Source organism: Candidatus Halocynthiibacter alkanivorans (assembly GCF_003333265.1).
Taxonomy (GTDB): Bacteria; Pseudomonadota; Alphaproteobacteria; order Rhodobacterales; family Rhodobacteraceae; genus Halocyntiibacter_A; species Halocyntiibacter_A alkanivorans.
Genome location: NZ_QOLB01000034.1, coordinates 52,003 through 78,791, shown reverse-complemented (window position 1 = coordinate 78,791; position 26,789 = coordinate 52,003). Strand labels below are relative to the sequence as shown.

26 protein-coding genes are annotated in these 26,789 nt (G+C 60.2%); 4 read left to right on the top strand and 22 right to left on the bottom strand.

What is annotated here, in order from left to right:
- Nucleotides 1–146: 146 nt before the first annotated feature.
- From DWA01_RS02685 to DWA01_RS02610, 16 genes are all read right to left on the bottom strand, one after another.
- Nucleotides 147–1,160, bottom strand: coding sequence for a type II secretion system F family protein (locus tag DWA01_RS02685; protein WP_114284106.1), 1,014 nt, complete (start codon nt 1,158–1,160; stop codon nt 147–149).
- A 15-nt stretch (nt 1,161–1,175) separates the two neighbouring features.
- Nucleotides 1,176–2,150, bottom strand: a complete 975-nt coding sequence (locus tag DWA01_RS02680; RefSeq protein WP_114284105.1) for a type II secretion system F family protein — start codon at nt 2,148–2,150, stop codon at nt 1,176–1,178.
- 2 nt (nt 2,151–2,152) lie between these two features.
- A complete protein-coding gene (locus DWA01_RS02675; protein ID WP_114284104.1) occupies nt 2,153–3,541 on the bottom strand; it encodes a TadA family conjugal transfer-associated ATPase in 1,389 nt (462 codons plus the stop codon).
- A gap of 12 nt (nt 3,542–3,553) precedes the next feature.
- A complete protein-coding gene (locus tag DWA01_RS02670) occupies nt 3,554–4,765 on the bottom strand; it encodes a CpaE/TadZ family protein (protein ID WP_160115946.1) in 1,212 nt (403 codons plus the stop codon).
- A 22-nt stretch (nt 4,766–4,787) separates the two neighbouring features.
- On the bottom strand, nt 4,788–5,456 hold the full coding sequence (locus DWA01_RS02665; RefSeq protein ID WP_114284102.1) for a TadE/TadG family type IV pilus assembly protein: 669 nt from the start codon (nt 5,454–5,456) through the stop codon (nt 4,788–4,790).
- Complete coding sequence (locus tag DWA01_RS02660) at nt 5,453–6,079, bottom strand: TadE/TadG family type IV pilus assembly protein (RefSeq protein WP_200832489.1); 627 nt, start codon at nt 6,077–6,079, stop codon at nt 5,453–5,455. Before DWA01_RS02660 ends, DWA01_RS02665 begins: the two co-directional genes overlap by 4 nt.
- A 4-nt stretch (nt 6,080–6,083) precedes the next feature.
- Nucleotides 6,084–7,562, bottom strand: coding sequence for a TadE/TadG family type IV pilus assembly protein (locus DWA01_RS02655; RefSeq protein ID WP_114284101.1), 1,479 nt, complete (start codon nt 7,560–7,562; stop codon nt 6,084–6,086).
- A gap of 27 nt (nt 7,563–7,589) precedes the next feature.
- Nucleotides 7,590–8,396 (bottom strand): Flp pilus assembly protein CpaB, encoded by an 807-nt coding sequence (cpaB, locus tag DWA01_RS02650; RefSeq protein ID WP_114284100.1) that lies wholly within the window; start codon nt 8,394–8,396, stop codon nt 7,590–7,592.
- A gap of 50 nt (nt 8,397–8,446) precedes the next feature.
- Nucleotides 8,447–8,626, bottom strand: a complete 180-nt coding sequence (locus DWA01_RS02645) for a Flp family type IVb pilin (RefSeq protein ID WP_114284099.1) — start codon at nt 8,624–8,626, stop codon at nt 8,447–8,449.
- Nucleotides 8,627–8,773: 147 nt separating this feature from the next.
- Entirely contained in the window at nt 8,774–8,962 is a 189-nt protein-coding gene (locus tag DWA01_RS02640; RefSeq protein WP_114284098.1) for a hypothetical protein, read from the bottom strand.
- 393 nt (nt 8,963–9,355) lie between these two features.
- Entirely contained in the window at nt 9,356–10,156 is an 801-nt protein-coding gene (locus DWA01_RS02635; RefSeq protein WP_114284097.1) for a PaaX family transcriptional regulator C-terminal domain-containing protein, read from the bottom strand.
- Between the two features lie 97 nt (nt 10,157–10,253).
- Nucleotides 10,254–12,284, bottom strand: coding sequence for a phenylacetic acid degradation bifunctional protein PaaZ (paaZ, locus tag DWA01_RS02630; RefSeq protein WP_114284096.1), 2,031 nt, complete (start codon nt 12,282–12,284; stop codon nt 10,254–10,256).
- 187 nt (nt 12,285–12,471) lie between these two features.
- Complete coding sequence (locus tag DWA01_RS02625; RefSeq protein WP_114284095.1) at nt 12,472–13,809, bottom strand: TRAP transporter large permease; 1,338 nt, start codon at nt 13,807–13,809, stop codon at nt 12,472–12,474.
- On the bottom strand, nt 13,806–14,309 hold the full coding sequence (locus tag DWA01_RS02620; RefSeq protein ID WP_114284094.1) for a TRAP transporter small permease: 504 nt from the start codon (nt 14,307–14,309) through the stop codon (nt 13,806–13,808). Before DWA01_RS02620 ends, DWA01_RS02625 begins: the two co-directional genes overlap by 4 nt.
- Before the next feature lie 64 nt (nt 14,310–14,373).
- Nucleotides 14,374–15,396 carry a TRAP transporter substrate-binding protein gene (locus tag DWA01_RS02615; protein ID WP_114284093.1) on the bottom strand — a complete coding sequence of 341 codons (1,023 nt, stop codon included), beginning with the start codon at nt 15,394–15,396 and terminating at the stop codon, nt 14,374–14,376.
- Between the two features lie 49 nt (nt 15,397–15,445).
- Nucleotides 15,446–17,848: a 3-hydroxyacyl-CoA dehydrogenase NAD-binding domain-containing protein gene (locus tag DWA01_RS02610; RefSeq protein WP_114284092.1), complete on the bottom strand. Its 2,403-nt coding sequence runs from the start codon at nt 17,846–17,848 to the stop codon at nt 15,446–15,448.
- A 102-nt stretch (nt 17,849–17,950) separates the two neighbouring features.
- On the opposite strand from DWA01_RS02610, the gene paaG reads away from it, so the two are divergent.
- From paaG to DWA01_RS02590, 4 genes are read left to right on the top strand one after another with little or no spacing between them, the layout of a single operon-like run.
- Nucleotides 17,951–18,790, top strand: coding sequence for a 2-(1,2-epoxy-1,2-dihydrophenyl)acetyl-CoA isomerase PaaG (gene paaG, locus DWA01_RS02605; protein WP_114284091.1), 840 nt, complete (start codon nt 17,951–17,953; stop codon nt 18,788–18,790).
- A complete protein-coding gene (gene paaI, locus DWA01_RS02600; RefSeq protein ID WP_114284090.1) occupies nt 18,787–19,218 on the top strand; it encodes a hydroxyphenylacetyl-CoA thioesterase PaaI in 432 nt (143 codons plus the stop codon). Before paaG ends, paaI begins: the two co-directional genes overlap by 4 nt.
- 19 nt (nt 19,219–19,237) lie before the next feature.
- On the top strand, nt 19,238–20,548 hold the full coding sequence (gene paaK, locus DWA01_RS02595) for a phenylacetate--CoA ligase PaaK (protein ID WP_114284089.1): 1,311 nt from the start codon (nt 19,238–19,240) through the stop codon (nt 20,546–20,548).
- Nucleotides 20,549–20,550: 2 nt separating this feature from the next.
- On the top strand, nt 20,551–21,144 hold the full coding sequence (locus tag DWA01_RS02590; protein WP_114284088.1) for a TetR/AcrR family transcriptional regulator: 594 nt from the start codon (nt 20,551–20,553) through the stop codon (nt 21,142–21,144).
- Between the two features lie 112 nt (nt 21,145–21,256).
- Here the strand turns inward: DWA01_RS02590 and DWA01_RS02585 are convergent, their stop codons facing one another.
- From DWA01_RS02585 to pcaF, 6 genes are all read right to left on the bottom strand, one after another.
- A complete protein-coding gene (locus DWA01_RS02585; RefSeq protein ID WP_114284087.1) occupies nt 21,257–22,333 on the bottom strand; it encodes a 2Fe-2S iron-sulfur cluster-binding protein in 1,077 nt (358 codons plus the stop codon).
- 11 nt (nt 22,334–22,344) lie between these two features.
- Nucleotides 22,345–22,845, bottom strand: a complete 501-nt coding sequence (gene paaD, locus DWA01_RS02580) for a 1,2-phenylacetyl-CoA epoxidase subunit PaaD (protein ID WP_114284119.1) — start codon at nt 22,843–22,845, stop codon at nt 22,345–22,347.
- 311 nt (nt 22,846–23,156) lie between these two features.
- Nucleotides 23,157–23,915 carry a 1,2-phenylacetyl-CoA epoxidase subunit PaaC gene (gene paaC, locus DWA01_RS02575; RefSeq protein ID WP_114284086.1) on the bottom strand — a complete coding sequence of 253 codons (759 nt, stop codon included), beginning with the start codon at nt 23,913–23,915 and terminating at the stop codon, nt 23,157–23,159.
- Nucleotides 23,915–24,199: a 1,2-phenylacetyl-CoA epoxidase subunit PaaB gene (gene paaB, locus DWA01_RS02570; RefSeq protein WP_114284085.1), complete on the bottom strand. Its 285-nt coding sequence runs from the start codon at nt 24,197–24,199 to the stop codon at nt 23,915–23,917. The genes paaC and paaB overlap by 1 nt, the downstream gene beginning before the upstream one ends.
- Nucleotides 24,189–25,205, bottom strand: a complete 1,017-nt coding sequence (gene paaA, locus DWA01_RS02565; RefSeq protein ID WP_114284084.1) for a 1,2-phenylacetyl-CoA epoxidase subunit PaaA — start codon at nt 25,203–25,205, stop codon at nt 24,189–24,191. The genes paaB and paaA overlap by 11 nt, the downstream gene beginning before the upstream one ends.
- A gap of 13 nt (nt 25,206–25,218) precedes the next feature.
- A complete protein-coding gene (gene pcaF / locus DWA01_RS02560; RefSeq protein ID WP_114284118.1) occupies nt 25,219–26,421 on the bottom strand; it encodes a 3-oxoadipyl-CoA thiolase in 1,203 nt (400 codons plus the stop codon).
- Nucleotides 26,422–26,789: the final 368 nt, after the last annotated feature.

Here is a 26,789-nt window from a genome sequence, read left to right as displayed (position 1 = left end):
CAAATTTGACGGCAATTGGCAAAATTCCGATCACGGCGTCAAGGATTTCAACCCTGACGGGATTTTCTGCCTGAATTCGCATTTTGCATCGCAATTCACACTGAATTGTGGCAAAATTGTGGCGTAATTTGAAGATCTTACCGGCTTCATCCGCTGAAATAACGGATATACCGAATCAAAACCGGCCCGATTGTCAGCAGCAACAGCGCCGGCAACATCAGCGACGCCAGCACTGCAGACATTTTGACCGGCAGTTTGTTGGCCATCTCCTGAGCCCGCACTTCCCGGTCGGCACGCATCTCGCGCGAGTAGGTGCGCAGCGCGTCTGACATCGGCGTCCCGAACTGCATCGATTGTTTCACCACATTGGAAAAAGACCGCACCATGTCCACGCCCGAGCGCAGCGCCATGTCCGCCATCGCAACCTCGCGTGACTGCCCGGCCTGGATCTGGCGTTGGGCACTGAGAAATTCAAAAGATATATCCGGTGTGACCGCCGCAAGCTCATTGCCAATCCGGGTCATGGCAGCGTCAAACCCCAGCCCGGCTTCGACCGAGATCTGCATCAGGTCAAGCGCATTGGGAAAGGCCTCTTCAATCCGGCGCTGCCGCTCCACCGCCCGCGCATTCAGCCAGTTGAGCGGCGCGAAATACCCCATCACAACCAGCAGCGTCAGCACCAGGAACGTATGCAGGTTTGACATGTTGGCCAGCAGGTCCGCCAACGCGATCGGCAGTTCCACAAACTTGGTTTTTTCGATCGCAAAAAGGCTCAGCAAGACCCCCGGGAACGCCAGACCCAGTAAAACCCTGAGCAAGGTGAAGTTCCGCAGCGCACCCGGACGCGGAAATCCCGCCTGCGCCAGTTTGCGCCGCAGATCGCTGCGTTCCTTGAAATTAGAAGGCAGCAGGGATTTCATCATCCCGGTCGGTTCATTGTCTGCCGCCCGAAGCAGGCCCCGGTCCAGACGGTCCTGCCGTTTGGAATCGACGATATTGGCAATGCGGACCGCAGCGGCGTCCTTATCGGTCAGCAATGCAAACACCCCGAGAAAAATCAGCAGGACGCCAAGCGCCATGCCCATGACGACCACCGTTTCGGTTGTCAGGTTCAAGTCCACAATCAGAGTACGAAGCTGATCCAAAATTTGATTTAACATGAATATCTCCTTGTCTCAGATGTGGAAGTTAACCAGTTTTCGCAACACCAGGTAGTTCAGCAGGGTGAACGTCAACACTGCGATTGCAAAAGGTATGTACAGAGGATCCTCCGCGACGCCGCCGTAATAGTCCGGGCTGGTCAGCGAGGTGAAACCGAAGATCACCACGGGGATGGCGGACAGAAACCACGCCGACAGCCGGCCTTCGGCTGTAATCGCCTTGATTTTACGCCGCAGAGCGATCCGGCCGCGCACAACCTCAGCCAGCACCTTAATCACCCGGACCAGATCGCCGCCGGTGCCGTGCTGAATGCCGATACTGGCAGAAAGATAATAAACATCCTCCAGATCCACCCGTTCTGAAAACTCGCGAAACGCATCAGAAAGGTCGTCGCCAAAACTTATCTGATCGAAGATTATGCCAAATTCACTGCCAATCGGATCCGGCATCTCTTCAGCGACCGAGCCGATCGAAATGTTCAGCGGATGCCCCACCTGCAGCCCGCGCGCCATCAGATCAAGCGCGTCCGGCAGTTGCGACACCAGCGCTTCCAGCCGGCTTTTCTGTTTTGAGCGCAGCACAAACAGCGGCAGAAAGAACCCAACGCCAAACGCGCCGCCCCCAGCCTGAAGAACATTGCCGGTTACAAAGAGAATAGTTACAAATAACAAAAATGTCGCGATCGCACAGCGCGACAGAAACGTCGCCGGGCTGATAATCAGACCAGCCTGGCTCAGCCGGCTCGGCAAAGCGCCGATAAAAGGCATCCGGTCCAGCAGATCTACATTCCGGGTCGGCTTTAACAGCTCAAGCACTTCCGCCGGAGAACTGCCCTTGTTGATCATACGCAGACGCCGGCTTTTGGCCTCCTGGCGGTTTTCTCCGCTGTGCAGCAGGCCTCCGACGCCAGTGAACAGTAACAACGTTCCCAACGCCACACCGATATAGATCACATAAACAAAGTCCTGGTCGCTGGCAAAATCAAGCATCTCTAGTCCCCCTGGCTGCTGAAGGTGCCTTCGCGGAAGCTCACACCCGCGGCTTCCAGCTGTTCAGCACAGCGTGGGCGGATGCCGGTGGGCAGGAATTCCCCCTCGATTTCACCGGTTTCTGAAACGCCGGTGCGCCGGTAGATGAACACGTCCTGCATCACCACCACATCACCTTCCATCCCGTTGATTTCAGAGATGCTCATGACTTTGCGTTTGCCGTCGGACAGACGGGACAGCTGCACGATGAAATTCAGACCCGAAGCGATCTGCGACCGGATGGCGCTGAGCGGTAAATCAAGCCCCATCATCGACACCATCTGTTCAATCCGGCCAATAGCATCGCGGGCGGAATTGGCATGCACCGTGGTCATTGAGCCGTCATGCCCGGTGTTCATCGCCTGCAACATGTCAAAAGCTTCGGCACCCCGGACTTCGCCGACTATGATCCGGTCAGGCCGCATCCGCAGCGCGTTGCGCACCAGATCACGCTGATGCACCGTGCCGCCGCCGCTTGGGTTCGGCGGCCGGGTTTCAAGCCGCACCACATGGCTTTGCTGCAATTGCAGCTCGGCGGCGTCTTCAATGGTCACAATGCGTTCTTTGTTGCTGATGCTGGCGGACATCGCATTGAGCATCGTGGTTTTACCAGAACCAGTACCGCCCGAAATCAGCACATTCATCCGGGCCTGGACCAGACCGTTGAGCAGGTCACAAGCCTGGCGCGACAGAGAGCCCGCCGTGATCAGCCGCTCCATCGTCAGTGGTATTTTGGAAAACTTGCGGATCGACAACGCAGGCCCGTCAATGGCACAGGGGCGGATGATAGCGTTCACCCGGCTGCCATCGTCCAGCCTGGCATCCACCCAGGGATTGCTCTCATCCACACGCCGCCCGATGCGCGAAACGATCTTGTCGATAATGCGCAACAAGTGTTTTTCGTCACGAAACCGCGCGTTTGTGGGTTCCAGAACGCCAAAGCGCTCGACAAACACGCTGCTATAACCGTTGACCAGAATATCATTGATCGTCGGATCGGCCAGCAAGGGCTCCAGCGGCCCCAGCCCGATCACCTCATCCATCAACTCGTCAACGATGCGTTTGAACTCTTCGGCGCGCAACGGGCTGTTTTCTTCCGCCAGCACTTCGCCGACCAGATTGGCAACTTCGCGACGTAACTCGGCCGGCACAATTTTTTCAACCACGTTCAAATTCAGCCGGTCCAGCAGGATATCATGCAGCCGGCTTTTGAGATCGAGGAACTTGACCAGCTCGCGGTCATCCAACGAGGGTTGATCGGTTTGTGCCACTGTTTCGTCGGCATCATTGTTCAGCGCAACAACGACATTTTCCCCAGGGTCGCTACCGGTATGCAGAAAATTCTTGAACATGGCATTTACCCCTTAATGGATAGTTTTTGTTTGTTTTTCAGATTTCATCTCGATCAGGGTCTCTTTCCCCAACTGATTGATGCTTTTGGCCAGGCGCGATTTTGGCGCCGCCAGCGACAAAGGCTGGCCCCGGTCGACGGCTTCGCGGGCGGCTACGGGATCATACGGAATCCAGTGCTGGAACACTTTATCCAGCACTTTGACGGCCTCTTTGTGATGCGCGGCCAGAAACATGGGTTTTGCTTCGTGACCGATGACAATTTCGATCGGCAAGTTGAGATGATCTTCGCTGTAGACATCGATCAGCCGGCGGGTCTGGCGGATGGCGGGCACCGAACTGTCGGTCACCACCAGCAATTTGTCGCTGCATTCCAGAACCTGCGCAATCCAGGCCACAAGGCTGCGCGGCAGGCTGACCACCACATAGTCGTAATTTTCTTGCAGCAGCGACAGCAGCGTGGCGATCTGACACTTGCTCAGCGCTTCCAGCGGTGCCATCCGGCTTGGCGCAGTGAGCACCGAAAGCCCGGAGTCCAGCGCGCTGAGCGACTGCTGGATCAGCACCGCATCCGGGTCTTCCCCGTCAATCGCCAGCCGGTACAGCAGATCACTGGAGTCAATATCCAGAAAACTCGCCACCGTGCCGAACTGAATGTCGAGATCAACCAGAACGACTCTGTTCTGAGTGGTTTTTTTGAGAAAGCCCGTGCGGTCCAGCAGCCGGTCGGCCAGATTGACCGCCAGGGTGGTGGCGCCAATGCCACCGCGGGACTGCGCCACTGAAATCACCTGTCCCTTGCGGGAAGATCCGTCGCCATGGGACGGTTCCGGCTTTATCACCCGGACCCAGCGGTCCACCACCGCTTTGATCTCGGTCTCTGACAGGTGTTCTGACACCACGTCGTTGACACCGGCCTTGATCAGCTCCTGGGCTTCGTCCAGCGACGTGTCGCCCCCGGTCAGCGCAATCAGAATCGCCGTCTCGCCAAGTCCCTCGCGGATCCGCTGAATGGTGCTGATGTCATTTTCCCGCACGCTGTCAGTGTGAAACAAAACAAGATCATGTTCCTGCACCAGCTGCACCGCAGTGCCGTTCAGCCTTGCCAGGGTGGCATCCAGCTGTTTCAGCGCGATATGCGGGTCCGCATTCAGCGCCCGGCTGACAGCAGCCGAGACTCTGGTATCACCAGAAATCAGGATGATGGATGTTCCGGTATTGGTCATAATCTCCTCCTGGGTCATCCCGTCAGCCATTGTTGCCAAGCGCCAGATCTTCGGCGGGCAGCGAAACGCTCATCGCGGGGAAAGGAATGGCCGAGCCCAGATCAGGGTCAGCAACGGCGCCACTCAGCCCGACAAGCGCACTGAGCGGGGATACAAATTCAAAATTCAGGTTCTGCACTTCGACGGTGACAATCGGCACATAGGGCCCGCCAAGAAACCCGAGGTTGCTGTCATAGGCGTAGCTGAAACTCAGATTGGCGACCGTCGCGTCATTGGGCAACGCCCCCTGGATCAACGCCCAGATCTCGTTGGCGGTGCTATTGGCCGCGCTGCCGGTACAGCTGGTGGTGCCTGGATTGGCACAGACATTTGCACCCTCCCGGCACAGGCTGCCAAAATTGGGCGGGATATCAGACGGCGCCAGCGGGCCGCGGGTATTGATCTGCGGCACCCCGCCACAGGCGGGCGGGCGCACCGCGGCCACCCTTGCGGCAATATGCATGGCTTTTTCCGCCGCCACATAATGGAACGCCAGCCGGCCAAAATCGATCAACCCGAAAAAGATCAGCAGGAAAACAGGCAGGACAACCGCAAGCTCGACCAGGGTCACCCCGTCTTCACAGCGGGCCAGCCGGCGGCATTCGTGTCGCAGCCCGGCGCGGACTTCAGGGAGAGGAGCATGTATAGTCATGTGCCAAACACCTTGCTTTGATCTGTGACTGTGGTGGTGATGGTGCCCAGCGACTGGCCGGCAAACGCAAACACCGATGCGAACGGAAAGGTAATGGTCAGGCTGGCCGTGACCTGGGCCACCGGCGCGGGGTTCACCCGGTAGGTGCCGGCGATACAGCTGATCGAAGGGGTGACGGAATTAATGGTAATGCCAGAGGGAAAAATCGCGTCGCCAGAGGAACTGTTGCGTACGATGTTCTCCAGTTTGCTGGTATAGGAGCTTACGCCGCCACCGGTGATGCAGATGTCAGAGCTGGCCACCCGCGCCAGATAGCGCGCCGCGTCCCGCACCCCGGCGACGGTGCTCTGATAGGACCACATCAGCCGTCCGCCCTCGATCATCACCGCAAAGACCAGCAGTAACATCGGCAGCAGAATGGCGAACTCAACCAGCGCCGCGCCACAATCCTGACGCAAAAAAGCGGCCAGACGGGACTTAACTGTGCGGGACCTGGTGGCGCGGAGAATGGCAGCACAGGACCTGGAAGCACGGGAGGTGGCAGCCCAGGACCTGGCAGCGCGGATCCCGACGGCGCTGGAACTGGCAGCGCGGGACCTGGCATATGTTGATCTGTTATGCATCATATCACCTGTACAGTTGAACGACATCGCGGAAACGGGAGGCAATTGCGCCTGCCCCGGCACCTGAGCCACCGGCACTGCCGACGATCTCCGCCCAAATATCCACATTGGGCGGCGTAGCGCCGTCCTGGCCCACGGGTTCGGTCAGAAACAACTTAAAGAACTCTTCCACCGGCACGCCGACTTCGGCGCCGTTGATCGGGTTGGCGTTGCAGTCAATTGCCGCCGCGATGACGATGCGGCGCTCGGGATTGTTGCTTTGATTGCTGGAACATTGCGCCCGGCCGGTTTCCGCAAGCCCGCTCAGGATCGGCTCATTTGGTCCGATCAGATTGGCTGCGCCGATTTCGGCCAGATAATACTGCCAGCGGGTGTTCGCTGCCGGGAACGGGTCAACGCCGGCATAATTCATCGCCACATAGGCCACGCGCCCGGCCGCCCAGTTGCCATCGCCATAGCGGCTACAGGTGCCGGCGGCAAAACAGCTGTCCCGCGGCAGACCCAGCGTATCCGGGGACACCGCTTCGTTATTGCCGATGCAGGAGCCGCCACCACTGGGCACGATGCCCTTGATGACATTGGGCGCCGGCGCATAAATTGGATTGTTCTTCTTGCCATTCATGATGGCTTTGTAAATGTCAAAGCGCACGTTAAAGATCGCATCTTCAATGCCAACCTTCTGTCCGGGTTCGGTGTCCACCCCGTTTTGAGCGAAACACTGGGTGATGCTGCCAATGGCGCCGATCAGACAGGCATCCAGCTGCACACCGTTTTTGCCGGCACAGGGGCCTTCGTCATCCACCAGGATTTTCCCGGGATCAAGAAAGCCAAAATCACCAGGCCCCCAGGCCGCACCCGCACCACCGGAGCGCATCCGGATCATTTCACCGATATGGGCATTGGCCTTGAATGTGGGATTGCCCGGCGTGGGTGTCGGCAGGCAAAACATCAAAGGGGTCACATCGCAGGCATATTGGGTCATGCCCGCCACCGCATAAGCATTGGCGGTATTGTCCAGCCCGGGGTTACCGGTCAGCGCCGAAAAGGCCGCCGAGAATGTCAGATCAATTATGCTGGCGTTGACCACAACCATGGCATAACCGGCCTTTGCCGGATCAACTGTAGTGGCTGTGATGGCACCGGTATCGCTGGCAGGAAGATCTTCCAGAAAAGTTAGCGTATAATCGCCACCGCCAGACAGGGTTGTATCCCCGTTGCCAAAGGTCTCGCTGTCTGAAATCAGATTGGCGGCTGCGGCAGTGGCCCGGGTGATCGCGTCCGCCCGCCCGTCCAGCTCGCCGGCTGCCGCCAGCGCCACATTGTCAGCGTAAGACTGCAGCTCGGTTCGAACGATCGAAACGCGCCCGAGGTCAAAGGACAGAGCAACAATGCCAAAGATTGCCACGAATGCCACCGCCCAGACCGCAAGGATTGTGCCCTGCTCTGCAGCCAGAAAACCCTGTATGCGCCCGGTATGTTTCATCTCGACAGCTCCTTCAGGCCAGAGGGATCAGTTCAACTCAATCGTAGTGGCGACGTTTCCACGCCGCACCGTGATGCTTCTGGTCGGTGCGTCTTCGGGTACCGGGGATAAATCCCGCATCAGATCGCTGAGACGGATCGACTCCAGCGGCACGTCTTCATTTGAATCCAGCGTGCGCAGCGTCAGGCTCAGCGTACCGGCCTTTTGCGCCAGCGCCAGGCGTTGCCCCTGTTCCGGGGTGACCTCCACGGTGACAGTGCGGGCAACTTCAGGGGCATCATTCTGTTCGTCAGAATCCTGATCCACACCGATCACCCTTATGTCCTGCAAAATTGTGACCGCCCGCAGCGCCGCACCGCGGCCCTGGGTCAGCAGGATATCGACAAAGTCGCCCGGGGTGACAAAGCCCCCCACTGCGGTTGCTGCGCTGACCGAAATCGCAATGGCGCGGCGGTTGGGACCGAGCGTCTGAACGATGGTTACTTTTTCGCCAAACTCGGACACTTTGGAGCCAAGCACCAACTCGCCCTGAGAAATCGCACGCTTGGCGCGCCGCGGCGGCATGCCCGCAGTGCTTGGGGTCAGAGTGGCGAAATCGGAAAAAGTCCCGGCAGGCACCGCATCACGGGGCCAGGAAATCGTCGTCAGCATCTGTCTCTCTATGGCCTGACCAAAAGCGATATCACGGCCGGCGACGACCACTTTGACCAGCGCGGCATTTTCTGACGGTGCCGCCTGAGCGGTCTGGGATTCAATAAAGGTTCGCGCGACATAGGCAGAACCGCCTGCGACGGTAAGCCCGGTCAGTGCCAGAAGTAATGAGCTGAGACGCATGGTTCAATTCCTTCTATTCAGCCGGCAACAGGCGTGACACCGGCGGGGGGTCAGTCGAGCATTTTGGAGCCCACGGCATCCAGGGATCCGCCAATTTCACCTGCCAGCAACGTCAGTGCTCCGACGCCAAGCAGCACGCCGACAGAGACGGCAATACCGTATTCGACCAGGGTGACACCGCGCACGTCACGCGAAAATTCAATCAGTATTCTGGTGATAAATCCGGACATGGAGTGCTCCAGTTTCTCTGAATTGGCGGGGGCGGAAAGAGCAATAAATGGCATTGGAAAGTTCGTGACCACCCGCCTTTGCGGGCAGGCACGAACTGTTTGCGCTCAGGAATTTCTCAGCGCCTTCCCAATCAGCCAGGGCTCGTATTATGGAGCTGCATTTGGCATTTCGGCGCCGGCAGCACCCATAGCACCACCAATTTCACCGGCCAGCAGCGCAAGCGCACCAGTACCAAGAACAACCGCCAGCGCGACGGCGATACCATATTCTACAAGCGTTACGCCGTCGTCATTGTGGCGCATGCGGATCAAGGTCATTAAAATAAAATCACGCATTCGGTGACTCCTTTGGTTGAAGAGGACGTCGGAATTTTGACGCGAAACAAAAGCACGTGGGAATTCACGGCTCCCCTCAACAATACCGCCGGTACAGCGGCATACGCATCATCACAGCCGGGAAGATTTTCAACTCAAAGGTGAAATACTTCCCGGATATCAGGCGACTATACTTTTGAGACATCCGCAGCAGCAATTTGGTCCGGCGATTCCCCGCAGAACACAGACAGGCTCTCAGCCGCTCCGCTCTGCGTGTCCGCGCCGGCACAGGTTTCCGGCGCCTGGCAGGCCCGGACGACAGAGGTCAGCGCGAGGCCGTTGTCGGTGAACACTGAAAAGTATGATTTTGAATGCGGGTCTGGTGGTAACCAGGGCCGGTATCTTCCGGCAGATTTACTTCAGCTCAACCAGCGCTGGCCGCCCCAGCCGTCCCAGAAGCTGAGTAACCAGCGCCCTGCAGGCGACAGCCGGGCAGCCGTCCGGAAAAAACGCATCCGGCAGATCAGCATGGCGCAGAATGCACCGCCGCCAATTGTGCACGATCAGGATCCGCAGCACCGCCACCTGCAGCTCAGACAGCTTTGGCGCCTCCTTAAGACCGGCCTGCACCGCCTGCAGATCCCGATACAGCAGGTTATAGCTCCGGACACAGTCCTCAGAGATCACCGTATCTTTCACCCAGGGCGGCACAGTGCCCGCACCCCCGTCAATGACAAAGCCTCTCTCATCGCCTGCTGCCCGGCCCTGACCGAGAAAAACCCGGTCCAGGAGCATCGTATACCCACCCGGAAGTTTCCTGGCCTGCGCTTTCCCCCGCGCAGCACCCGTTTGCGCCTCCCGCAGCAAAAGATGCCACTGGCCGGGCCGCTCAGAATTTGTGGCATAAATCCTCGGCCGCGCGGCCAGGCTTTCCTCAAACCCTTTGCGCGTCAGCCTGTGGCTGCTGGTGCGTCCGGATTTTTCACTGTTGATCCAGCCATCCTTGCGCAGCCGGTGTAATGCCACCCGCATCGCCTCTGGTTTGATCCCGATCATCCGCGTCAGTTCCGACAACGTATTGCCGGGGATCTGATCGCGGGGATCCTGTGCCAGGTCGCCAAATATGGTTACGATCACCGACCAGACGCGGGTGTCGCCGGTCCGCGTCAGGGCATCTCTGGCGGTGTGAAAAATAGCGTCAGCGCGTTGCGTCATATGGTTTTATAGATCGGGCCGGGTCATTGTGCCATCCCTCGCAGAAAAGGGAAAAGCCCGGAATTGCCGGACTTTCCTTCGTTTGCCGCAAACTTGCTCAATAGGCCACCATGGTCAGCAACTCATACTCCGCCACTGGCTCATCCGCCTGATTGCTTAAGGAGACATGCCAGCGCACCTCACCATATTCTTCATTGCGCGGAGTCTTTTTCATCACAGTCAGGCGCACCTTTATACTGTCGCCAGGTTCCACCGGCTTCAGAAAGCGCAGATTATCAAGCCCGGTATTGGCCAGAACCGGACCCGGATCCGGCTGCACAAACAGGCCGGCGGCAAAGGACAGCAACAGATAGCCATGCGCCACGCGCCCGGGGAAAAACGGGTTCGCGGCGGCGGCCTCTTCGTCCATATGGGCGTAAAACGTATCGCCGGTGAAACGGGCAAAATGTTCGATATCTTCAAGCGTCACGATACGGTCTGCCGTGTTGATCGTGTCCCCCGGTGTCAGATCGCCGAACTTGCGGGTGAACGGATGGGCGGGCGTCGCGGTCTCCGTGGCACCAGGCACCCAATTTTCACCGATCGCGGTCAGAATATCAGGACTGCCCTGGATTGCTGTGCGCTGCATATAATGCATCACACCGCGTACCCCGCCCAGCTCTTCGCCGCCGCCGGCACGCCCCGGCCCGCCATGCACCATATGGGGCAAGGGCGAACCATGGCCGGTGCTTTCTTTCATCGAGTCGCGGTTGTTGAAATATAGCCGCCCGTGATACGCACCGGCCCCCAGCACCACCTGGCGCGCCACCTGCGGGTCCCTTGTGATCACCGAAGCCACCAGACTGCCCTGGCCGCGATTGGCCAGGGCCACCGCATGATCCAGATCGCGATAGCCCATCACCGTGGACACCGGCCCGAATGCCTCGACCTCATGCACCAGGCGGGCGCTATCCGGCTCACTGCAATGAAACAGCATCGGTGGCACAAATGCGCCTTTGTCGGCATCCGCGTCCAGCAGCACAAAATCATCCGGATTGCCAAACACCCGCTCGGCCTCGCGGCCCAGCAGCTCCGCTTTGGCCAGCACATCCTGCTGTTGTGCCTTTGAGACCAGCGCCCCCATGCGCACCGCTTCATTGCGCGGATTGCCGATGGTGATCTTTGCCAGCCGCTTTGACAGCGCTTCAATGACAGCCTCCACAACGGGCTCCGGCGCAATGATCCGGCGGATCGCTGTGCATTTCTGCCCGGCCTTGCTGGTCATCTCGCGCTGAACTTCTTTGACAAACAGGTCAAACTCCGGCGTGCCAGGCGTGGCATCCGGCCCCAGAATGGACGCGTTCAGGCTGTCCTGTTCGGCGACAAAACTCACTGAATTTTCCAGGATATTTTTGCCGGACCGCAGGCTCAGCGCCGTCTGCGCCGAGCCGGTGAAACTGACGGTGTCCCGCATGTCGAGCCGGTCCAGCAGATCGCCGGTGCCACCCGAGATCAGCTGCAGCGCACCCTTGGGCAGCAGGCCGCTCTCCAGCATAAGGCGCACACAGGCCTCGGTGACATAGCCGCTGGACGTCGCCGGTTTCACGATCGCCGGCACCCCGGCCAGCAGCGTCGGTGCCAATTTTTCCAACATGCCCCAGACCGGGAAGTTAAAGGCGTTGATATGCAGCGCCACCCCTTGTTTTGGGGTGCAGATATGCTGGCCCAGAAAGGTGCCGTTGCGCGACAACTGTTCCACGTCGCCATCAAGATAGACATGGGCGTCCGGCAACTCCCGCCGCCCTTTGGAAGCGTAGACAAACACGGTGCCGATGCCGCCGTCGATATCGATCATATGATCGGCCTGGGTGCCGCCGGTGGCAAAACTCAGCTCATACAGCGTCGCTTTGTGCTTTGAGAGATGCGCCGCCAGCGCCTTGAGCATGCGGGCGCGGTCGTGAAACGTCATCGCGCGCAGCAGCGGGCCACCAATGTCGCGGCCATAATCCAGCATGGCCTGCACGTCGAGCGCCCCATTGCCTGCCTCGGCAAAAATCGCCCCTGTCACCGCATTGGCGACGGGCCGCGCGCCCACACCCGGAGCGATCCATTCGCCATGGGCGAAACTGCTGATCTGTTGAAGTGCCATGATTTGTCCTCAGTTTGTATGCACCAGGAGCCGGTCGGGGCGCGAAAATATTTCCGCCCTGCCCGCCACATGCCCTTGGCCAATAAGTTGTCGAATTACCGCTTCGCTATCAACGCCGCGCCAGAATCTGCCAGCGCAGGCGGCGCGTCATCTGTGGCGCTTTTAAGACCCGGCCCGCGCGCGCCGCTCACATCTGTCCCGGCAGGAACAACACCACCGCCGGCACCAGAACCACCAGCAGCAGGCGGAAGATGTCTGCGATCCAGAACGGGGTAACGCCTTTGAAAATGGTGCCGGTGCTGACGTCGCCAACCACCGCTTTCAGCACGAACACATTCAACCCCACTGGCGGTGTGATCAGGCTGATTTCAGTGACGACCACCACCACAATACCAAACCACACCGGGTCATATCCCAGCGACACCACCAGCGGGAAAAAGATCGGCACGGTCAAAAGCAGCATCGACAGGCTTTCAAAAACGCAGCCCAGCACGATGTAAATGCCGAGGATCATCAGGATGACCACAAACGGCGCCACATCATAGGCGGTGACCATAGAGATCAGCGCCTCGGGCAGACCGGCATAGTTGATGAAATTAGAAAATATCTGCGCCCCGATCAGCACCGAGAACAGCGCCGCCGCAGTAAAGGCGGTCTCTTTCAGCACCTCCAGCGTCGATTTCACCGTCAGCCCCTTGCGTCCCAGCGCGATCAGAAAGGCGCCCGTCGCGCCCATGCCGGCGGCCTCAGTCGGGGAAAACGTCAGGTTCAGCGGTTCAAAATCAAACGCGCCGTACAGCCCGCCGATCACCAGGAAGAACAACAGCAGCACCGCCCAGACCGAGCGCAGCGCGTACAATCGTTCGCCCCAGCCAGCGCGCGTGCCTGCCGGGCCGGACGAAGGGTCGCGATACACCGTCCAGCGCACCGCAAACAGGTAAAACAAGATGCCCAACAGGCCCGGAATGACCCCGGCGATGAACAGCTTGCCGATCGAGGTTTCCGTCAGCAGCCCATAGATCACCAGAATGACCGAGGGCGGGATCAGAATGCCCAACGTGCCCCCGGCGGCAATGGACGCGGTTGAAAGGCTGTCGGCATAGCCATACCGGCGCATCTCCGGCATCGCCACTTTCGACATGGTGGCGGCGGTGGCCAGCGACGATCCGCAGATGGCGGAAAAACCCCCACAGGCGGTAACGGTCGCCATCGCCAGCCCCCCCCGGAAATGGCCCAGAAACGCGTTGGACACCGCATAAAGCTCGCGGCTCAACCCGCCCTTGTTCACAAACAGCCCCATCAGGATGAACAGCGGGATCACCGACAGCCCGTAATCCTGGGCGGTATCGGTGATCTGGCGCCCCACCATCGACAGCGACGCATTCAGGCCGCGGCCGGAAATTATGCTGCCGCCGCGCTCATAGGCAAATCCCAGGGTGCCCACCAGCCCCATAGCAAACACGATGGGCAACCGCACCAGCACCAGCACCAGCACGCAGGCAAATCCAATCAGGGCAACAGTCATCGCGCGGGCTCCAGCATATGAGGGGCAAAAAGATGTAACAGACCGGAGACAATCATCGCCAGCGCCGCAACCCCGGTGGCAATGGCGATAAAGCCGCCAACCAGCCAGGTGGGGATCGCCAGGTATTCGGTGACATCGCCGTAATCCCGCGCCCGATCCGCCAGCAGCCAGATCCGTTTCACCGGCCAGTACAGCGCGATGCCGCTGCCCATGAAAACAATGCAGTTGCGCAGACGGTTCAGCCGGTAGCGCATAAAAAACCCGTCGGTCAGATCCACCGCGATATGGCCATTGCCAGCAGAAATCATCGGCAACACCGAAAAGATCAGCACCGCCATCAGAATTCGGGTCAGTTCGGTGGCCGCTTCGATCGGCGCATTGAACACCGAGCGCAGGATCACATCGGCAAAGGTCATCAGCATCAGTGCAAACAGCGCCAGCGCCGAGATCAAAGTCGGTATCTGACTGAGGCGGCGCATAATCTGGATGGAGGCAAACATAGGGGATCTCTTTTTCCGGCTGCGAAAGTCACGGGCAAGGCCACCGGCCCCGCCCGCAGTCAGATCAGTAGGCCGCCATTTCGGCTTTGATCATGTCATAGGCGGCCTGGGCGTCGATGCCGATACCGTTGACCTCACCGATGACTTTTGTCGTCACCTCAGCTGCGATCTTGCTGAACACGGCGACATCCGCCGCGCTGGCCGCGTTGATTGCATTGCCGTTGGTGGCAAGCGTTGCGTCCCGGCCGATGGCATCAATCTCGTCCCAGATCTTGCCGAGCTCGCGGCTGAAGGGTTCGCCAAAGACTTTGTCATTCAGCTCCTGCTGCAGGTCTGCGGGCAGATCGGCAAAGAAATCCTCGTTCATGATGAAAGCGAACGCGCCGCGGTACAGCCCGCCCGGCACCTCATAGACGTTCTGCGCCACTTCGGTGAGCTTGAAGCCTTTGCGCGATTCCATCGGCATCACCACACCGTCCGCTGCTTTGGAGGCCAGCGTCTCATAGACTTTTGGCGCAGGCACCTGAATGCCGGTGGCACCAAGTGCGGCGCCAACGTCTCCGCCAACCCCGCCGGGAATGCGCACTTTCAGACCGGAAATCTGCTCAATCGAAGTCACCGGGCTGGCGGAATGCAGCTGTGCCGGACCATGGGTGCTGAGCCCGATCAATTTCACACCGCGATACTCATTCGCCTCGGCCAGAAATGCCTCATAGGTGCGCCAATAGGCAACAGACGCCGCCTCAGCGGAACCGTCATAGCCCGGCAGTTCAATCATTTTGGAGGCCACAAACCGGCCCGGTTGATAGCCGTTGAACAGGATAGACACATCTGCGGCACCGTCCTGAACCAGGTCCATCTGCGCCGGTGGCGGCGCGATACCAAGCTTCAGCTCCGCGCTGACACGCCCGTCAGTCGCCTCTTCCACCATCTCAACAAATTTGGGCCACATCTTTGCGTTGATGCCATGCGTGGGCGGTGCCCAGCTTGAAATCACCATGGTATATTCCTGTGCAAAAGCGACAGACCCGGACAGCGCAAAGGCCGCCCCTGCCAGAAGTGCACTCAGTTTCGTAAATTCAGCCATGCTTTCCTCCCTGATTGAATGGCGTTGGTGCGATGGAACCCCGGGCGCGTTAAGTGTCCCCCGGCCATCGTGTCGTAAATTTTTTAACCGTCCGCATCTTTGAGCGCCGGGCCAGGCGCGTGGCCCGCTGTCGTGCCGGCTGACCGGTCCTCTGTCGGACCAGGCGGCCGGCCGCCGCGCCTCGTTTCGGGTCCGCTGACGGGCCGGCTTTCTGGCTTGGTGTAGGGTCCGCTGACGGGACTGACGCCAGGCCAGATTTCTGGCCGCCCGTCGTTCCTCGTGATGGGCCGGGCGTCTCACCTGGTGTGGGGCCTGGTGTTGGGCCGGCCGTCGCGCCTGGCGTTCGGCCTACTGTCAGGCCCGCTGTCGCGCCGGCCGTCGGGCTGTTGTTATGCTCAGTTGTCGGAACCTGCCGCTTCACAGGCCCTGCCTCGGCAGTGTCCCCTGTCCCTCTGACAGCGGCGGTGATGGCAGTGGCGGTGGTGATCAACGTGGCACCGCCGCCGGTGGCAGACGCGGCATAGTGCATCGGCCCGCCGCGCCAGCGCGGAAATCCGTAGCCATGCACCTGAACCACATCGACATCTGCCGCCCGCTCGGCAATGCCCTCTGCGACAATGGCAGCGCCCTCGCGCGCCAGTACCAGAAGGATGCGCTGTGAAATCTGCTCAGGGGTGAAATTGCGCCGCGCAATGCCCTGGCTGGCGGAATACTCCAGAATGATCTGTTCGACCGCTGCTTCGCGCCGGGGCGTGCGACTGCCGGCGTCATAGGCGTACCAGCCACCGCCACTGCGTTGCCCCAGCCGCCCGGCCTCACACAGCTGATCTGCAATGGAATTATAAGCCGCGTCGTGATCCGTTTTTTGCTGACGTTTGCGGTTGGCCCAGGCAATCTGCAATCCGGTCAGGTCCTGCAATTCATAAGGCCCCATCGCCATGCCAAACGCCCGCATAGCGCCGTCCACCTGGTACGGCAGCGCCCCCTCGGCCAGCAGGCAATCGGCTTCCCGGCGATAGGCGGCCAGCATCCGGTTGCCGATAAACCCGTCACAGATCCCCGACAGAACCGGCACTTTGCGCAGGCGCTTGCCAAAGGCAAAACCAGTGGCCAGCACGTCCGCATCCGTCCCGGGCAACGCCACCACTTCCAGCAGCTTCATAATATGGGCCGGGCTGAAAAAATGCAGACCCAGACAGCGGCCTGGGTTCGCAATGCCGGCAAAAATCAGCCCGGGATCAAGATATGACGTATTGGTCGCCAGTATCGCATCCGCGCGCATCACCCCGGCCAGGCGCTCAAAAACCGCCCGTTTCACCGCGACATCCTCAAACACCGCTTCAATCGCCAGACCGGCAGAGCCCGCGTCGGCATAATCGTCACTGGCGCGAAACTCCGCCAGCTGAGCAGACATCTTTGCCGCGCTGATCTTGCCCCGGCGCAGTGCGCCCTCCAGCAATGAGACAACACGTTGCTGCGCTGCGCTGACCGCATCCGCATCGCGTTCAATCAGGGTGACCTGACAGCCGGCGCCAAGCGTCGCCACTGCAATGCCCGCCCCCATCAAGCCGCCGCCAACCACAGCGACATGACGCACATCCCGGGGCGTGGCACCAGCAATCGCCGCCGGCTTCACCACTGCACGTTCGGCAAAAAACACATGGCGCAACGCCCGGCTTTGCTCCGAACCCCGCAGCGCCAGATGCAGCGCCCTTTCCTTTGCCTGCGCCTCTTTAAACGGAAGCGCAGACCACAACAGCGCCTCAAGATTCAGCAAGGGCGACTTTTGACCTTTCGATTTCCTCGCAATATCACCGCGTTTGGCCTCAATGGCCGCTTCTTCAACCGCCGCCACCGGGCGCAGCCGCAGCGGTACCGGCCGCACCGGCAGCGCCTCGGCAAATGCGCGCGCCGCAAGCTGCAGATCCCCCGCCTCGACAGCATCAAGACCGCCCATCCGCAGCAGGTCCTCTGCTTTCAGCAATCTGCCGGAACAAGCCACATCAATCGCGGGCAGCAGACCAATCAGACGCGGCAGACGCTGGGTGCCGCCGGCGCCCGGGATCAGGCCGACATTCACTTCCGGCAGGCCAAAGCGCGTGCCCGCAGCGGCAATGCGCCAGGCGCAACCCATGGCAATCTCGAACCCGCCGCCCAACACGTTGCCATGCATCAGCGCCAGAAACGGCGTAGCGCTGTCTTCAATCATCTGCACCACATCGGGCAGATGCGGCGCAACAGGCGCGGCGTCGAACTCCGACATATCGCCCCCGGCAATGAAAGTTTTGCCTTCGCAAACCAGCACCGCCAGCTTCGCCCCTGCAACCAGCGCAACCGCATCCCGCAACCCCTGCCGCACCGCCAGAGATGTCGCGTTCACCGGCGGATTATCCACCACCACCCAGGCGATATCACCGTCATGACGGACAGAGACTGGCGAAGATTGCTGCATGGCCACGGGGCTCCATTTGCTCGAATCAAGGTTCCATTAATTAATTGACCAACCGTCCGGTTTATGCAAGAACTTATTGAAACACAGCCAAGAGAGCCCAAAATGAGCGCCACAATCATCTCTGTAACCCATTGCAACTGGGTAGAAATTACCTTGAACCGCCCAGAGCGGCTGAACAGTTTCAATGAGGAAATGCATATGGCGCTGAGGGCAGAGCTTGCACGGGCGCGTGACAATGGCGTCCGCGCCGTGTTGCTCACCGGATCTGGTCGCGGCTTTTGTGCCGGCCAGGATCTGGGTAACCGGGATCCTGCCAAAATGGACGGCCCGCCCGACCTGGGCCACACGATTTCCACCTTTTACAACCCGCTGATCCGGCTGATCCGGTCGCTTGAATTCCCGGTGATCTGCGCGGTGAACGGCGTCGCCGCCGGTGCTGGCGCCAATATCGCACTCGCGTGTGACATCGTGCTGGCAGCGAAAAGCGCCCGCTTTATTCAATCTTTTGCCAAAGTGGGTCTGGTGCCGGATGCCGGTGGCAGCTGGTCCCTGCCCCGCCTGATCGGCGAAGCCCGCGCCAAAGCGCTCACCCTGACCGCCGCACCACTGGACGCCACAACCGCCGCCGACTGGGGGCTGATCTGGAAGGCCGTGGCAGACGACGACCTGATGGCAGAGGCCCGCGCGCTCACAGCAAAGCTTGCCGACGGCCCCACCGTGGGCTTTGCCCTCACCAAAGAGCTTATCCAGGCGGCGGCGGCAAACACGCTCGACGCCCAGCTTGATCTGGAGGCCAGAAACCAGAAGATATGTGGCGAAACGCCCGATTATGCCGAGGGCGTCAGCGCTTTCCTGCAAAAACGCCCCGCCAGCTTCACCGGCAAAAGCTCCGGCCAAAATGCCGGACAAAATACTGACAAAAAACCGGAGACCGCAGAATGAGCCTCACACCAAAGCAGCGCGCCGAACAATCCGCCGCCGCCATGTGGGAGGGCGACAAAGCCTCGCAATGGATTGGTATGAAGATCGAAAGCGTCGATGAAGGCCAGGCCGTGCTCAGCCTAACGGTGCAGCCCCAGCACGCCAACGGCCACGGCATCTGCCACGGCGGCATCACCTTTGCGCTGGCCGACAGCTGTTTTGCCTTCGCCTGCAACAGCCGCAACCAGTCCACCGTCGCGCAGCACAATATGATCAGCTATCTTGCCCCCGCAAACCTGGGAGACCAGTTGACGGCCTCCGCACAAGAGGTCAGCCTCACCGGGCGCAACGGCATCTATGACGTCACCGTCAGCAACCAGAACGGCGAAAAAATCGCAGAATTCCGCGGTTATTCGCGCGCGATCAAAGGACAGCTTTTTCAGGAATGAAAAAGACAGGGAGAACAGAATGAAAGACCTGAGCGCATATAAAGCCGATCCGGACCCGATTGAAATCGCCTCCCGCGATGAAATCCAGGCGCTGCAACTCGCGCGGCTGAAATGGTCGCTGAAACACGCCTATGACAATGTGCCGATGTACCGCGCCCGCTTTGATGAGCACGGGGTGCACCCGGATGATCTGAAGTCGCTGGCCGATCTGACCAAATTCCCTTTCACGGTGAAAAATGATCTGCGCGACAACTACCCTTTTGGCCTGTTTGCGGTGCCACGGGAACAGATCGTGCGCTTACACGCCTCTTCCGGCACCACCGGCAAGGCCACCGTGGTGGGCTATACCAAAAACGACATCGATGTGTTTGCCGATATGGTCGCCCGCAGCCTGCGCGCTTCGGGCACAAGCGCCGGCGACATTGTGCACAACGCCTATGGCTACGGTCTGTTCACCGGCGGCCTTGGTGCCCATTACGGCATCGAACGGCTTGGCGCCACTGTGGTGCCGGTGTCCGGCGGCCAGACCCCGCGCCAGGTGACGCTGATCGAGGATTTCAAACCGCACACCATCATGGTCACCCCGTCCTATATGCTCAACATCCTTGAGGAGTACCACCGCCGCGGGCTGGACCCGCGCGACTGCTCACTCCAGGTCGGTGTATTTGGCGCTGAGCCCTGGACCAACGCCATGCGCCAGGAGGTCGAAGACGCCTTTGACATGCATGCGGTGGATATCTACGGGCTCAGCGAAATCATGGGCCCGGGTGTCGCCAGCGAATGTGTCGAGACCAAAGACGGACTGCACATCTGGGAAGACCATTTTTACCCCGAGATCATCGACCCGGAGACCGGTGAGCCGGTCGCCGACGGCGAAATGGGCGAACTGGTCTTTACTACGCTGACCAAAGAAGGCTTGCCGATGATCCGCTACCGCACCCGCGATCTGACCCGGCTGTTGCCTGGCACCGCGCGCTCCATGCGCCGGATGGAGAAAATCACCGGCCGCTCAGACGACATGATGATCCTGCGCGGCGTCAACGTGTTCCCGACCCAGATCGAAGAACAGGTGCTCGCCACCGGCGGCCTTGCGCCGCATTTCCAGATCGAACTGTTCCGCGCCGGCCGTATGGACGCAATGCGCGTCTTTGTTGAAGCGGAACCCGGCTCCGCCAATGAGGCTGGCAAAAACGCCGCTGCGCGCATGCTTTCCAAACGCATCAAAGATGTTGTAGGGGTGTCCACCGAGATCAATGTCGCAGACCCCGGCGGTGTTGCGCGCTCACAAGGCAAAGCGCAGCGTGTCATTGACAACCGTCCGAAGGAATAGACGTGGCCAGAACCATTGCCAAAGACTACAGCGAAAAACGTGGTCAGATCCTGAAAACGGCAGCAAAAGTGTTTGCCGAACACGGCTTTGACCGCGCCTCAATGAGCCAGCTGGCCAAGGCCTGCGGCATCTCCAAGGCCAATATCTACCACTATTACGGCGGCAAAGACGCGCTGCTTTACGATCTGCTCGACCGCTATCTTGAAGACCTGCGGGACCGGCTGGCGGCGGTGAATGGCGCAGGCCAGGACCCGCAGCAACATCTGCGCGCCCTCATCACCGAGGTGCTGCTGGCCTATCAGGGCGCGGATGCCGAACACAGCGTGCAGTCCTCAAGCCTGCGCGCGCTGCCGCCTGAACAGCAAAAGACCCTGCGCGGCTATCAGCGCGATATGGTGTTGCAGATGTCCGCGGCGGTAAGGTCCGTGGCACCGCAAAAATTCGCAGACGACAAGATTGCCCTGCACGAGACCACCATGTCGGTCTTTGGCATGCTGAACTGGCACTACATGTGGAGCCGCGACAACAGTACCGAAGCGCGCACCTCTTATGCAGCCCGCGTCGCCGACCTGGTGCTGCACGGCATCACCGCCTGAGCGCCCGACCAGACCTTCAAAAATGCAAAAAAAACCGGCCCTGACGGTCGGGATTTTTTTGTGTCAGACGGCGCTGGCGACACTTGCGCCGCGCGCCGCAAATGACCCGGTGCTACCGATCGTAATCCAGCACCAGCGTATCGGACAGCGGGTAACACTGACAGGTCAGTACATAGCCCTGCGCCACCTCATAATCCTCCAGCGCGTGGTTGCTGACCATTTCCACCTCGCCCTCCAGCACTTTGGCGCGACAGGTCGCACAAACGCCGGCCTTGCAGGCGTGCGGCGCATCCATGTTGTTCTCAATCGCCGCCTCCAGCAGGGTCACCCCGTCTTTGGGCATGGTGAACGCGCGCCGCGCCCCGTCCATGGTGACACTGACCTGCGCTGTGCCCGCACGATCTGCCGCACCGACGGCAACTGCCTTGCGTTTGACCCGGCCCGGCTGACCGGTGCCAAACAGCTCATATTTGATCTGATCTTCGCCCAGGCCGTGCTCCTTCAACGCCTGCGCAATGCCCAGCATCATCGGCTCCGGCCCACAGATAAACGCGGTATCCACCGACTTGATATCGATCCAGTATTTGAACAGCTGCGCGCATTTTTCCGCGTCCACCAGACCGGTGAACAGCTCAATATCCTGGGCATCAGTTTCCAGCACGTGCACAATGCTGAGACGACCGAGATAGAGGTTCTTCAGATCCTCCAACTCCTCGCGGAACATCACCGTATTCAGCCCCCTATTGGCATAGACCAGGGTGAATTGTGACTTCGGTTCACGTGTCAGAACCGTTTTCAGGATCGACAGCACCGGGGTGACACCCGAACCACCGGCAAAGCCCAGATAGTGTTTGCCGTCGCGCTCCCCAACCGGAATGTGGAAGGTGCCCATCGGCGGCATCGCCTCGACCCGGTCCCCAACCTGCAGCTCTTCATTGACCCAGGTCGAAAATGTACCGCCCTCAAGACGTTTGATGCCAACCTGCAAAATACCCTCATCCGCCCCGGCACAGATCGAATATGAGCGGCGCAGCTCCTCGCCGTCAAAGGTGCGGCGAAAGGTCAGATACTGGCCCTGGATAAATTCAAAATCACCGGTTGCACCGGCATCAGGGGCAAGCGTCAACACCACCGCGTCGCGGATGGTTTTGTGGATATTGGTCACAGTAAGCGCGTGAAAACGGGGCATAGATCTCTTCCCTAGATACACTTGAAATAATCGAACGGTTCCAGACAGCTGTCGCAGCGCCACAGCGCCTTGCACGGGGTGGAACCAAACTGGCTGACCCGGCTCAGCGCCGTTGCCTGGCAATTGGGACAACGCTCGGGGCCACCTGCGGGTTGCGGTGGGGCGATGCCGTAATCTTCCAATTTTGCGCGCCCGGCGTCTGACAGCCAGTCGGTGGTCCAGGCCGGTGACAACTGCCGCTTTATCTGCAGCGTCTCGATGCCATGACCGCGCAGCGCAGTCTCGATGTCCAGGTTGATAATGCTGGTCGCCGGGCATCCGCTATAGGTCGGGGTGACGGTGACAACCAGGGTGTCGCCCTGCCAGGCCACGTCGCGGATAATGCCCAGATCCACCAGCGAGATCACCGGGATCTCCGGATCGGGCACGGTGTCAAGCCAACTCCAGACCTGCTCCAGTGACGGGACGCTGTCCGCAACGGTAGCTTCAACCTGCCCCTTGCCCAGCCCCATGGCACCCGCGCTCATAGCTGCGCCCGGGTCGGTGGCTCCGGTTGGGGCTTTTGCTGTGCCCGCTCCCCTGGCACCAGCGCCCGTGGTTGCGTCCGCGATCATGGAGGCATCAGCAACGGTAGCTTCCTCCGCGACCGTATCAGCACTCGCGACCTTGGATGCGGTTGGGGCTTTTGCTGTGCCCGCTCCCCTGGCACCAGCGCCCGTGGTTGCGTCCGCGATCATGGAGGCATCAGCAACGGTAGCGTCGTCCGCGACCGTATCAGCACTCGCGACCATGGCTGTGGCTGGGAGTTTGGTTGCGCTGCTGGCTACCATGACGCCCCCGGATAGGCGCGCTGCAGGAACTGCATCTCCGCCAGCACAAATCCCAGGTGTTCGGTATGCACGCCGGATTTGCCGCCCTTCTGTACATATGCGGCCCCCGGCACACTCAAGGTCGCCTCTGCCAGCACGTTCCCGACCATCTGCTCCCATTCTTCTTTCAGGGAGCCCGCATCAGGCGCAATGCCCGCCTGCGCCAGCACCTCGTCGACCTCATCGCCGACAAACATCTCGCCGCTATAGGGCCAGAGATCCTCCAGCGCCGCCTGCATCCGCCGGTGGCTTTCCTCAGTGCCATCGCCAAGACCAATGACGGTGCCCGACGAACGCTCCAGGTGATAGGCCGCCTCTTTGCTGGCCTTCTCGGCAATCGCCGCGACGCGCGCATCACCGGACCCCATCAGACGTTCCAGCATCAACACCTGCCAGGCGTCAAACAGGAATTGCCGCATCATGGTCTGACCGAAATCCCCGTTGGGCCGCTCGACCAGCAACAGATTGCGGAAATCCCAGGCATCGCGCAGATAGGCCAGATCATCGGCGCTGCGCCCATTGCCCTCAATCTCTCCCGCCAGCCCCAGCCACAGCTGGGTCTGCCCGATCAGATCCAGCGCGGTATTGGCCAGCGCGATATCCTCTTCCAGCACCGGCCCATGGCCGCACCACTGAGACACCCGGTGGCTGAGGATCAGCGTATTGTCCCCCAGCCGCAACAAAAACTGAAACAGCGCGTCATTCCGGCCCACTACATCGACCCCACTTCATCAGGAATGTCGAAAAACGTCGGGTGGCGGTAGATCTTGCTGTCGGACGGGTCGTAATACGGTCCCTTGTCCCCGGGCGCAGAGGCGGCAATATGCGCCGATTCCACCGCCCAGATACTGACACCCTCATTGCGCCTTGTATAAACATCGCGCCCGTTCCTGATCGCTGTCTCCGCGTCCGGTGCGTGCAGGCTGCCCACATGCCGGTGCGACATGCCATGCTGCCCGCGGATAAAAATCTCCCAAAGCGGCCATTCATTCGACATTTCCGGATCCTTCCTGTGCGGCTGCATGTTTTGCAGCGGCTTTTTTCTGCGCATGGGCCATCAGCCCGTCCCGCACCCATTCCCCGTCGTCCCAGGCTTTCACCCGCGCACCAAGGCGTTCTTTGTTGCAAGGCCCGTTGCCCTTGATCACCTCATAAAACTCCGCCCAGTCCGGCTCAGAAAAGTCATACCCACCTTTCTCACCGTTCCAGCGAATATCCGCATCCGGGCATTTCAGCCCGAGATATTCGATCTGCGGAATGGTCTGATCGACATATTTCTGCCGCAGCTCATCGTTAGATTTGACCTTGATCTTCCAGGCCATCGACTGCTCCGAATGCACTGAATCCTTATCAGACGGGCCAAACATCATCAGCGACGGGTACCACAGCCGGTCCAGCGCATCCTGCGCCATCGCCCTTTGTGCAGGCGTGCCTGAGGCCATCTTCATCATGATGACAAAACCCTGACGCGCGTGGAAACTCTCTTCTTTACAGATCCGCACCATGGCGCGGGAATAAGGACCGTATGAGGTGCGTTGCAACGCCACCTGATTGACGATCGCCGCCCCGTCCACCAGCCAGCCCACCGCACCGATATCGGCCCAGTTCAGCGTCGGATAGTTGAAGATCGAGGAATATTTCATCCGCCCGGCGTGCAGTTCCGTCAGCAGCTCATCCCGGCTCACCCCCAGCGTTTCAGCAGCGCAATATAGATACAGCCCGTGACCGGCTTCATCCTGCACCTTGGCCAGCAGGATCGCCTTGCGCTCCAAAGTCGGCGCCCGGGTGATCCAGTTGCCCTCGGGCAATTGCCCCACAATCTCGGAATGGGCGTGCTGACCGATCTGGCGTATCAGGGTTTTGCGGTACTCGTCGGGCATCCAGTCGCGGGGTTCGATCTTGTCCCCCGCATCAATGCGCGCCTGAAACGCCTGCTCCTGGGCACCCATCTCGCTGCGGGATTTCACCCCGCTGCCGGAGGTTTTCACCATCTGTGCATACATCCGCGCTCTCCTCTCAAACCCGTTCCAGGATCAGGGCAACACCCTGTCCGACACCCACGCACATGGTGCAAAGCGCATAACGCCCGCCACTGCGCTGCAATTGATACGCCGCCGTCAACACCAGCCGCGCACCCGACATGCCCAGCGGATGCCCCATCGCGATGGCACCGCCATTGGCGTTCACATGCTCTGCGTCATCGGCCAACCCCAGTTCACGCAGCACCGCCAGCCCCTGGCTGGCAAAGGCCTCATTCAGCTCGATCACATCCATCTGGCCAATCGTCAGCCCGGTTTTTGCCAGCACTTTACGCACCGCCGGCACCGGTCCGATGCCCATGACACGCGGCGCCACACCGGCAGCCGACATCGCCACCACCCGCGCCATCGGCGTCAGGGAATCTTGCGCGGCGGCGGCATCACTGGCCAGCAACATGGCCGCAGCACCGTCATTCACCCCCGATGAATTGCCCGCCGTCACCGTCAGATCTGCTCCATTGATTGCGCGCAGCCCGGACAGGCTTTCGACCGTGGTGCCTGGCCGCGGATGCTCATCGGTGTCCACCACCACAGCATCGCCCCGGCGTTGCGGCACCGATACCGGCACGATCTCGTCCCGGAAAAAACCGTCTGCCTGCGCCCGGGCCCAACGGGCCTGGCTGCGGGCGGCAAAAGCGTCCTGATCGGCGCGGCTGATACCATAATCAGCGGCCACATTGTCCGCAGTCTGCGGCATCGAGTCCGCCCCGACCGCCTCTTTCATCTTCGGATTGGTAAAGCGCCAGCCGATGGTGGTGTCATAAACTGCGTTGGCGCGGGAAAACCCGGCCTCCGCCTTGGGCATCACAAAGGGCGCCCGGCTCATGCTTTCCACACCGCCGGCAATCGCCAGATCATAATCGCCAGCGCGGATCCCGCGCGCCGCCATGCCCACCGCATCCATGCCCGACGCACAAAGCCGGTTGATGGTGGTGCCTGGCACTTCCAGCGGCAAGCCTGCTAGTAATGCTGCCATACGCGCCACATTGCGGTTGTCCTCGCCGGCCTGATTGGCGGCACCAAGGATAACATCGTCCAGGCTGGCCCAGTCAACATCCGGGTTGCGCGCCTTCAGCGCTGCGATTGGCACTGCCGCCAGATCATCCGGCCGCACGGATGACAAAGCCCCACCATAACGTCCGATGGCGGTGCGCACCGCATCACAAATAAAAGCATCCATACCGATATCGCTCCCTGCACCGCCGAAATAACTGACCGTACGGTCGGTGATATACCGGCGGGTGAGAAGATGCAACAATTACGTTACTCAATCCTCACGTCATTCAAAATATCGTAACATATCAGAGCGCAGATCACAACTTACCGACGGGTCTGAACAGAGCTGCTGCAACAGATCGGCCCATGTGGCGGCCGAGCGATCTGGCCCACGCCGTCGCCTTCAGGATTTAACGATATTTTCGCGCGCTCCAACGCAGGTCCCGGGTCTAAGCCGTTCAGGACAAACTCCCGGTGCTCAGCGCAGCTCAGCGCTCCCAGGCCGCGCCGTCGTCTCATTCGTGGTCCCTGGCCTGACCCGCTTTCGCCCTC

Coding starts and splice junctions, on each gene's coding strand:
- DWA01_RS02645 (WP_114284099.1), bottom strand. CDS start 8,626: ATGTCCGGATTTATCACCAGAATACTGATTGAATTTTCGCGTGACGTG.
- DWA01_RS02585 (WP_114284087.1), bottom strand. CDS start 22,333: ATGCCCCGTTTTCACGCGCTTACTGTGACCAATATCCACAAAACCATC.
- DWA01_RS02625 (WP_114284095.1), bottom strand. CDS start 13,809: ATGACTGTTGCCCTGATTGGATTTGCCTGCGTGCTGGTGCTGGTGCTG.
- paaI (WP_114284090.1), top strand. CDS start 18,787: ATGAGCCTCACACCAAAGCAGCGCGCCGAACAATCCGCCGCCGCCATG.
- DWA01_RS02640 (WP_114284098.1), bottom strand. CDS start 8,962: ATGCGTGATTTTATTTTAATGACCTTGATCCGCATGCGCCACAATGAC.
- pcaF (WP_114284118.1), bottom strand. CDS start 26,421: ATGGATGCTTTTATTTGTGATGCGGTGCGCACCGCCATCGGACGTTAT.
- DWA01_RS02680 (WP_114284105.1), bottom strand. CDS start 2,150: ATGCTTGATTTTGCCAGCGACCAGGACTTTGTTTATGTGATCTATATC.
- DWA01_RS02615 (WP_114284093.1), bottom strand. CDS start 15,396: ATGGCTGAATTTACGAAACTGAGTGCACTTCTGGCAGGGGCGGCCTTT.
- paaA (WP_114284084.1), bottom strand. CDS start 25,205: ATGTATGCACAGATGGTGAAAACCTCCGGCAGCGGGGTGAAATCCCGC.
- DWA01_RS02660 (WP_200832489.1), bottom strand. CDS start 6,079: ATGCATAACAGATCAACATATGCCAGGTCCCGCGCTGCCAGTTCCAGC.
- DWA01_RS02655 (WP_114284101.1), bottom strand. CDS start 7,562: ATGAAACATACCGGGCGCATACAGGGTTTTCTGGCTGCAGAGCAGGGC.
- cpaB (WP_114284100.1), bottom strand. CDS start 8,396: ATGCGTCTCAGCTCATTACTTCTGGCACTGACCGGGCTTACCGTCGCA.
- DWA01_RS02635 (WP_114284097.1), bottom strand. CDS start 10,156: ATGACGCAACGCGCTGACGCTATTTTTCACACCGCCAGAGATGCCCTG.
- paaD (WP_114284119.1), bottom strand. CDS start 22,845: ATGGGGCTGGGCAAGGGGCAGGTTGAAGCTACCGTTGCGGACAGCGTC.
- DWA01_RS02610 (WP_114284092.1), bottom strand. CDS start 17,848: ATGCAGCAATCTTCGCCAGTCTCTGTCCGTCATGACGGTGATATCGCC.
- paaB (WP_114284085.1), bottom strand. CDS start 24,199: ATGTCGAATGAATGGCCGCTTTGGGAGATTTTTATCCGCGGGCAGCAT.
- paaG (WP_114284091.1), top strand. CDS start 17,951: ATGAGCGCCACAATCATCTCTGTAACCCATTGCAACTGGGTAGAAATT.
- DWA01_RS02675 (WP_114284104.1), bottom strand. CDS start 3,541: ATGTTCAAGAATTTTCTGCATACCGGTAGCGACCCTGGGGAAAATGTC.
- paaZ (WP_114284096.1), bottom strand. CDS start 12,284: ATGGCACTTCAACAGATCAGCAGTTTCGCCCATGGCGAATGGATCGCT.
- DWA01_RS02665 (WP_114284102.1), bottom strand. CDS start 5,456: ATGACTATACATGCTCCTCTCCCTGAAGTCCGCGCCGGGCTGCGACAC.
- DWA01_RS02670 (WP_160115946.1), bottom strand. CDS start 4,765: ATGACCAATACCGGAACATCCATCATCCTGATTTCTGGTGATACCAGA.
- paaK (WP_114284089.1), top strand. CDS start 19,238: ATGAAAGACCTGAGCGCATATAAAGCCGATCCGGACCCGATTGAAATC.
- DWA01_RS02685 (WP_114284106.1), bottom strand. CDS start 1,160: ATGTTAAATCAAATTTTGGATCAGCTTCGTACTCTGATTGTGGACTTG.
- DWA01_RS02620 (WP_114284094.1), bottom strand. CDS start 14,309: ATGTTTGCCTCCATCCAGATTATGCGCCGCCTCAGTCAGATACCGACT.